Raw genomic sequence first — 6363 nt, forward strand, 5'->3', positions numbered from 1 at the left:
TTTTTTTACATAAAAATTTATTTCTGCATATTTCTCTGCAAAACTTTTTTCGTAGGTTTTATTTCCTATGACATCCCATGCTTTTTGAGATTTTGCATATTCCATCATTGCGATCGTTACTTCCTTTGTAATTCTTTTTATTCTTTCCATAATTATTTTGTTTTAAGTATTAATTATATTACAAATATGATACTTATTTCGATATAATCTAAATTATTTTAAAATAATTTTTATTTATTTATCGAGTCCCCTCGATTCCTTTGCACGGCACGTAGACACCGAGTAGGTGTCGAGAGTGCTGTATACATTACGAACGGAGTGAGTTGCGTTGGCCTGTCGCGCTGATGTGTAGGCATCTTGATGACTACACCCGTAAACATCTTTTATGTCTTGTTCATTCATTTTCTATAGGTTACGAAGTCACTCACTTTTCGCGTAGCGCTCGAATGTCTCTCACTCTTCGAGCCTCTCCTCTTGTCATAGTTATGGAAAAGTGACACCGTAAGTATAAATACTTATTATGACTAAGTATAAATACCACCTTTAAAATACGTATAAATACCACCTTTTTTTATCTTTAAATATTCTATCTTTGTCTTGTTTCAAAAATTCTTCAATTATTTTTATTTAAATTTTATCATTATGGAATCTAAATCTATTTTTTATCAGGTTGTTAAACAGCCTAAAGTACAAGGTCAGAGTCCGTCTCAGCCGGAATTGTATGTTGTTGAGGATGCTGAATTATCTCATTTTCTTCATGAGAATCTTCGTCCTGAATGTGTTCTGATTTTTTCCGAACTGCCGGCGCGTAATCTTTACACGTTAGCTAATAACGAAGATTAATTCGTTATGGTACAGGACACTTCCTCTTTGGTCAAGTCTTTTTCTTGCACTTGTTTGCATAAGATTGAGATTATCAATCCTTTTACCCGGGAAAAGATTTTTGTCCCTTGTGGTAAGTGTCCTGCTTGCCTTTATTCTAAATCTGTTCGCCATGAGCTTCGTTGTCAGTTACAATCTGTTCTTTCTAAATATTGTTATTTTGTAACTCTTTCGTATGATGTGCATTGCTGTCCTACTTATATACTTAAGTCCATTCGAACTGCTTCTGGTAGATTGCGGGTTATCGGTAGAGATTCAGGTCATCGTGACGGCAATTCTCGTTGTTCTGGCCTTTCTCGTCATCATTGTGATGATTTTACTTTTGGTTGTACCCCGGAATACTATCGAAGATATACTCGTCAAGCTGATCAAGGTATTCGCCGGCGTTTTTATGATCGTCGTTTTGCTAATACTTATGGTTACCTTAATCATGAAGATTTGAGTCTTTTTATGAAGCGTTTCCGCAAAATTCTTTATTCTAAATCTCAGTGTTATGAACAAATACATTCTTATATTGTCGGAGAATATGGTATCGACCACTTTCGTCCGCATTTCCATTTGCTATTATTCTTTTCGTCCGACAAAATCGCCGAGAATATTGGATACGCTGTTAATCGAAGCTGGAAATACGGTCGTGTCGTTTGGTCTCAGAACCGGAAAGACGCTATATCATACGTTGCGGGCTATCTTAACTCATTTACCTACCTGCCTTTCCATCTTCGAGAAATACGTCAATTTAGGCCTTTCTCTCGGTTTAGTAACGGATTCGCTTGTTCCGCTTTTTTACCAGAACTTAAAAAGGCAGCCCAAGGAGACTTCTCTACATTACTTACTGGACTTGAATTTACAAGCAATGGCAGTCGTTTTAAGATATTTCCCTGGTCTTCGGTTCTCCGTACCGTCATTTACAAACCAACCGCTGTCCGTGGTGCGTCTGTCTCAGATGTTCTTACACTCATATATTCAATTTCTAAAGTATCCCGACGACCCTTTGTACGTCGAAATGAAACAATATTTTCTTTCACAAGGAGACTTGCAGAATATATCTCAATAGCTTCGTTATCTAAGACTCGTGATGTTTTTAATCATGATATCGAGCTTAAATATATTTTACATTTTATTGGAATCACTGAAAGGAATCGACAACTTCTCCATTTTCATGATAATTTGGATGCTTTACATGGTTCTTTGTATCGTCTTTTTTATGACACTAATGAGTTTTTGAAAGGTCAGAATCAGTCTATTTTTTTGAAATTTGATGAAAATTTTTTAATATCGCGTATTATTAATTCATTAAATTTTTATCATGAATACAATGTTCAGAATCTTAAAAATTATTCTCAAAGTATGCACGGTTATCCCGATGGTATACGAGACTATTTCTTCCGGGCTACAAAAGAAAAACAACGACAATTCCGTGAAACCGGTTTAGGTCGTTTAATTCTTCAGCATCAGTCTAATTTGGTTTATAATCGTATTAAACATCGAGAGCTTAATGAAAAAAACAAATTCTTCATCTCTTCGTAGGCCTTTTCGGTTTGTTCTTCTTTATAAATCGAAGTTTTCTGATGAGTTTGAGTTGTTAAAGGAGGTAGATGTTTATGCTCCTTCTTTTTCTGCTGCTTCTTTGAAGGCTGAGAAGATCATGTTGTCTTTTCAGCTTGCTTGTATTGATATTTTTTTGGTTTATAAAGAATTTTATTTATCACGTAAGTTAAAACAATCTGAAATTCCTTTTTAATCATGTCTAATGTTACAGAATTAACCCAGATTAAAAATAAAGTAAGTCGAAATTCATTTCCTCTTACTTCTCATCGTCCTTTTACTGCAAAGGCTGGTGAGTTATTGCCTGTTTATTGGCGTATTGCTTATCCCGGTGATAAGTGGTCTTTGAGACATCAGCACTTTACTCGTACTCAGCCTGTAAATACTGCTGCTTTTGCTCGTTTTCGCGAGTATTTTGATTGGTATTTTGTTCCTCTTCGGTTATTGAATAAGAGTATAGGTCAAGCTTTGGTTCAAATGGTAGATAATCCTGTCCAGGCTCAGTCTCTTTTGGCTAATAAAGATGTTGTTACGGATATTCCGTATGTTCCTTTATATAACGATGTTGATAATGGTTGGTCTCTTGCTCTTGTTCTTGAATCGATGACTGGTACTTCTGTTGGTTCCAACACTTATCCTGTTGTTCAAAATGCTTTTGGTTTTCAGTCTTCTGCTTTGTCCATGAAGCTTTTGCGTTATCTTGGTTATGGTAATGTTCTTGGTCCTACTGATACGAAGCGTGATTTAAAATATACCACTGCTCCTCGTGATGTTTTTTCCATGAATGCTGCTGCCAATCCTAATGTTCATATTCTACCTCTTCTTGCTTATCAGAAGATTTATAATGATTATTTCCGTTTTTCTCAATGGGAAAATAGTGAGCCTTTTACTTGGAATGTTGATTATTATGCTGGTGGTAATCTTCTTTATACTCTCGGTAATTTTGATGGTATGAAGACTTTTATAACCAATAATAATTTCTTGACCCTTCGTTATTGTAATTGGAATAAGGATCAGTTTATGGGAGTTATGCCTAATCAGCAGTTAGGTGATATTTCCTCTGTTAACGTTGGTTCAGGTATCGCTTCTTTGGCTGGTTCTGATGTTTATTATCATACTGGTGCTTTCCCCAATGAAAAGGAATATCCTGTTGTTGGTCAAGGTGTTGAGTTTGCTGGTCAGGCTAAGGCTCAGTTAGGTTTGATGGTTGAAAATACAGCTGCTGTTGGTACGACAGGTTCTCTTTCCACTAAACCGTCTACTATTTCGTATACTGGTGGTGAGTTTGATGTTATTCAGCTTCGTATGGCTGAAGCTCTTCAGCGTTTCCGCGAGATACAGCAGTGTAATGATCAGGATTATGTTTCTCAGATCGAGGCTATTTGGAATGTTCGTCTCTCTAAAGCTCTTTCCGATCAATGTATTTGGATAGGTGGCTCTGCTTCAAATTTGAATATTTCAGAGGTTGAAAATAATAACCTTGCTGATTCTCAGTCTTTGTTGAAAGGTAAAGGTATTGGCTCTGGCCAATCTGCTGAGACTTTTTCTTTTTCTGAACATGGTATTTTGATGTGTATATATCATTGTATGCCTATCGTCGATTACACTATCACGGGTCAGAATCCTGAGTTGCTCTTTACGTCTATTGAGGATTTGCCTAATCCTGTTTTTGATAGAATTGGTTTGGAGACTGAATCCTTCTTAGAATTTGTTAACATGCCGTTGACTAAGGGAAGTGAAGCTGCTCAGTCTTCTGCTTTTTTCTCTCCTATGGGATATTTACCTCGATTTTATTCTGCCAAACTGGATGTCGATAGAGTTATGGGAGCTTTTGAGACTACTTTGCAGTCTTGGGTAGTTACTCTTTCGCCTTCGTATCTTTCTACCTGGTTGAATAATTCTTTGGAATGGTCTTCTAATGGCGCTGTTTTTGCTTTAAATTCTGCGTTTTTTAAGGTTAATCCTTCTGTTTGTGATTCTATTTTTGCCGTTAAGGCTGATAGTACAATAGACACTGATCAATTTTTGATTGATTGTTATTTCGACGTTAAGTCTGTTCGTAATTTTGATTATGATGGTATGCCATATTAATTTGTTGTTATGAAATCTGTTATATTTGTTTGTAGGCCTAATTCTGTTTCTCCTTCTTTTTCTCCGATAGAGTCTCTTCGTTGGTCTAAGCAGGATGATAATTCTTATCGTAAGATTACTGATGTTAATTTGATTCAGAATCTTGATAGGATTCGTGATATTCTCGGTGAAGATGTTTATCGTTCTATTGTCATTTCTATGTCTAAGAATGCTTCTCGTTCTGTCATCGATAAATCGAAACTTTCTGACGATCAGCTACTTGATACTACGGTTTCGCGTTACTTACAGTCTTCCTCTGAAAAACGTGCAGTCGTTGATTCTTTGCTCACTCGATATAAAGGTTTGGTTTCGGATATTCAGGAAAAGCTTTTATCTGAGCGTGAATCTTCTCAATCATCTAACCCTTCCCCTAAAGTTGAATAGTTATGGCTCCTGCTGTTATTGCTGCTCTTGTTGCAGCTGGTTCATCTTTGGCTGGTAACCTTTTTGGTAGTAGTAGTACGAAGAGTACTAATGCTACCAATAGGAGTATTAACCAAATGAACAATGATTTCAATGCTGCTGAAGCTGTTAAAAATCGTGATTTTATCACTTCTGAACGTAATGCTCAGAATCAATGGAATTTGGATCAATGGAACAGAGAGAACGAATACAATTCGCCGGAAGCACAGAGAGCTCGTCTCGAAGCTGCTGGTTTAAATCCTTATTTAATGATGTCTGGAGGAAATGCCGGCACCGCCGGTTCCGTCGTCGGAGGTTCAACCGGAAGTGGTTCGCAGGCTTCATCGTCGGCCGCTCCTGCTCAGATTCCTTTTATTCCTGATTTATCAGGTATGGGTTCTTCTGTTCTTGATGGCATTAATTCTTATTTTGAAAATAAGCAGAAAAAGGAAGCTACCAGAGGTTCTCGTTTACATAATAATTTACTCGATATTTTTGGTCCTGATAGAAATAAGGCAGAAATTGCATCTCTTCTTGATGGTCGTTTTGAGTATTTGAATCCTGCTTATGCTAAAGGTCGTTTTACAGAAGCTCCTAATCTTCTTGGTGTTGATTTATCTACACGTGCCGCTGAGCTTCAGCGTTTAAATGCCGAGATCGATATGACACGTGCGTCTGAGACTCTTAGTTATTTGAATGCTAATGCTCAGCGTATATTGAATGATTATTTACCTTCTCAGCAACAAGGTGAATTAATGGCTAAGGCTGCTTCTGTTTTTTCTCAATATGCGTTAGGTAAGCTTTCTTTACAGAAACTCAAATCTGAGGTTGCTCATCAGTTTTTGATGTATACCCAGGCTGACAATCTTTCTGAGATTACTCGTGGTCAGTTTTTGCAGAATGAACATGATGTCGAGACTTTTGCTTCTCGTGTGAAAGGTCGTAAGGCGACTGAAAAGATAGCTCATGAGACTGCTGATGCTATTATCGATGCTATGATTGAAGAGAATCGCTACAACAAGCAGTATTATTCTCTTATGGGTAGTGCTGCTCGTGATTTGTTTGATTTTTCTTTTGATACGGCTAAGTATAATGCTCGAAATGCTCGTGAGAATTGGAAATTGTCTCGTAAAAATCGTCGTTGGTATGGATTCAAGGCTATTACTGGTGCTATGCGTGACGTTGGTATAGGTGCTGGTGCTTTGAATGATTAAAAGCCTGATTATTCAGGCTTTTTTTTATTGTTTATAAATGTGTGTTTGTTGAATGTCAGTATTTTATAGTCTTTTATTTCATCTATATTACATTTATATACATCAATTATGCCTTTTTTTACATAAAAATTTATTTCTGCATATTTCTCTGCAAAACTTTTTTCGTAGGTTTTATTTCCTATGACATCCC

General features: G+C 36.7%; 6 protein-coding genes. 5 read left to right on the top strand and 1 reads right to left on the bottom strand.

Annotated features, from left to right (window positions below; genetic code table 11):
- Positions 1-849: 849 nt before the first annotated feature.
- Genes EZV61_RS19180 through EZV61_RS19200 form a run of 5 tightly spaced genes read left to right on the top strand, consistent with a single transcriptional unit; the run spans position 850 to position 6173 of the window.
- On the top strand, positions 850-2409 hold the full coding sequence (locus EZV61_RS19180) for a rolling circle replication-associated protein (RefSeq protein ID WP_131417629.1): 1560 nt from the start codon (positions 850-852) through the stop codon (positions 2407-2409).
- Complete coding sequence (locus EZV61_RS19185) at positions 2378-2623, top strand: hypothetical protein (RefSeq protein WP_131417631.1); 246 nt, start codon at positions 2378-2380, stop codon at positions 2621-2623. The genes EZV61_RS19180 and EZV61_RS19185 overlap by 32 nt, the downstream gene beginning before the upstream one ends.
- Positions 2624-2625: 2 nt before the next feature.
- Positions 2626-4518: a major capsid protein gene (locus EZV61_RS19190; RefSeq protein ID WP_131417633.1), complete on the top strand. Its 1893-nt coding sequence runs from the start codon at positions 2626-2628 to the stop codon at positions 4516-4518.
- 9 nt (positions 4519-4527) lie between these two features.
- Positions 4528-4941 (top strand): hypothetical protein, encoded by a 414-nt coding sequence (locus EZV61_RS19195; RefSeq protein ID WP_131417635.1) that lies wholly within the window; start codon positions 4528-4530, stop codon positions 4939-4941.
- 2 nt (positions 4942-4943) lie between these two features.
- Positions 4944-6173 carry a hypothetical protein gene (locus EZV61_RS19200; protein ID WP_131417636.1) on the top strand — a complete coding sequence of 410 codons (1230 nt, stop codon included), beginning with the start codon at positions 4944-4946 and terminating at the stop codon, positions 6171-6173.
- 8 nt (positions 6174-6181) lie between these two features.
- Here EZV61_RS19200 and EZV61_RS19555 read toward each other — a convergent pair.
- On the bottom strand, positions 6182-6363 hold a 182-nt coding region (locus tag EZV61_RS19555), incomplete at its 5' end, for a hypothetical protein (protein ID WP_205695416.1).

Origin of the sequence: Corallincola luteus, from assembly GCF_004336975.1 — a bacterium.
Lineage (GTDB): Bacteria > Pseudomonadota > Gammaproteobacteria > Enterobacterales > Neiellaceae > Corallincola > Corallincola holothuriorum.

Bases quoted from the DNA above. Each gene is read 5' to 3' on its own strand.
- EZV61_RS19180 (WP_131417629.1), top strand. From the start codon at position 850: ATGGTACAGGACACTTCCTCTTTGGTCAAGTCTTTTTCTTGCACTTGT.
- EZV61_RS19185 (WP_131417631.1), top strand. From the start codon at position 2,378: ATGAAAAAAACAAATTCTTCATCTCTTCGTAGGCCTTTTCGGTTTGTT.
- EZV61_RS19190 (WP_131417633.1), top strand. From the start codon at position 2,626: ATGTCTAATGTTACAGAATTAACCCAGATTAAAAATAAAGTAAGTCGA.
- EZV61_RS19195 (WP_131417635.1), top strand. From the start codon at position 4,528: ATGAAATCTGTTATATTTGTTTGTAGGCCTAATTCTGTTTCTCCTTCT.
- EZV61_RS19200 (WP_131417636.1), top strand. From the start codon at position 4,944: ATGGCTCCTGCTGTTATTGCTGCTCTTGTTGCAGCTGGTTCATCTTTG.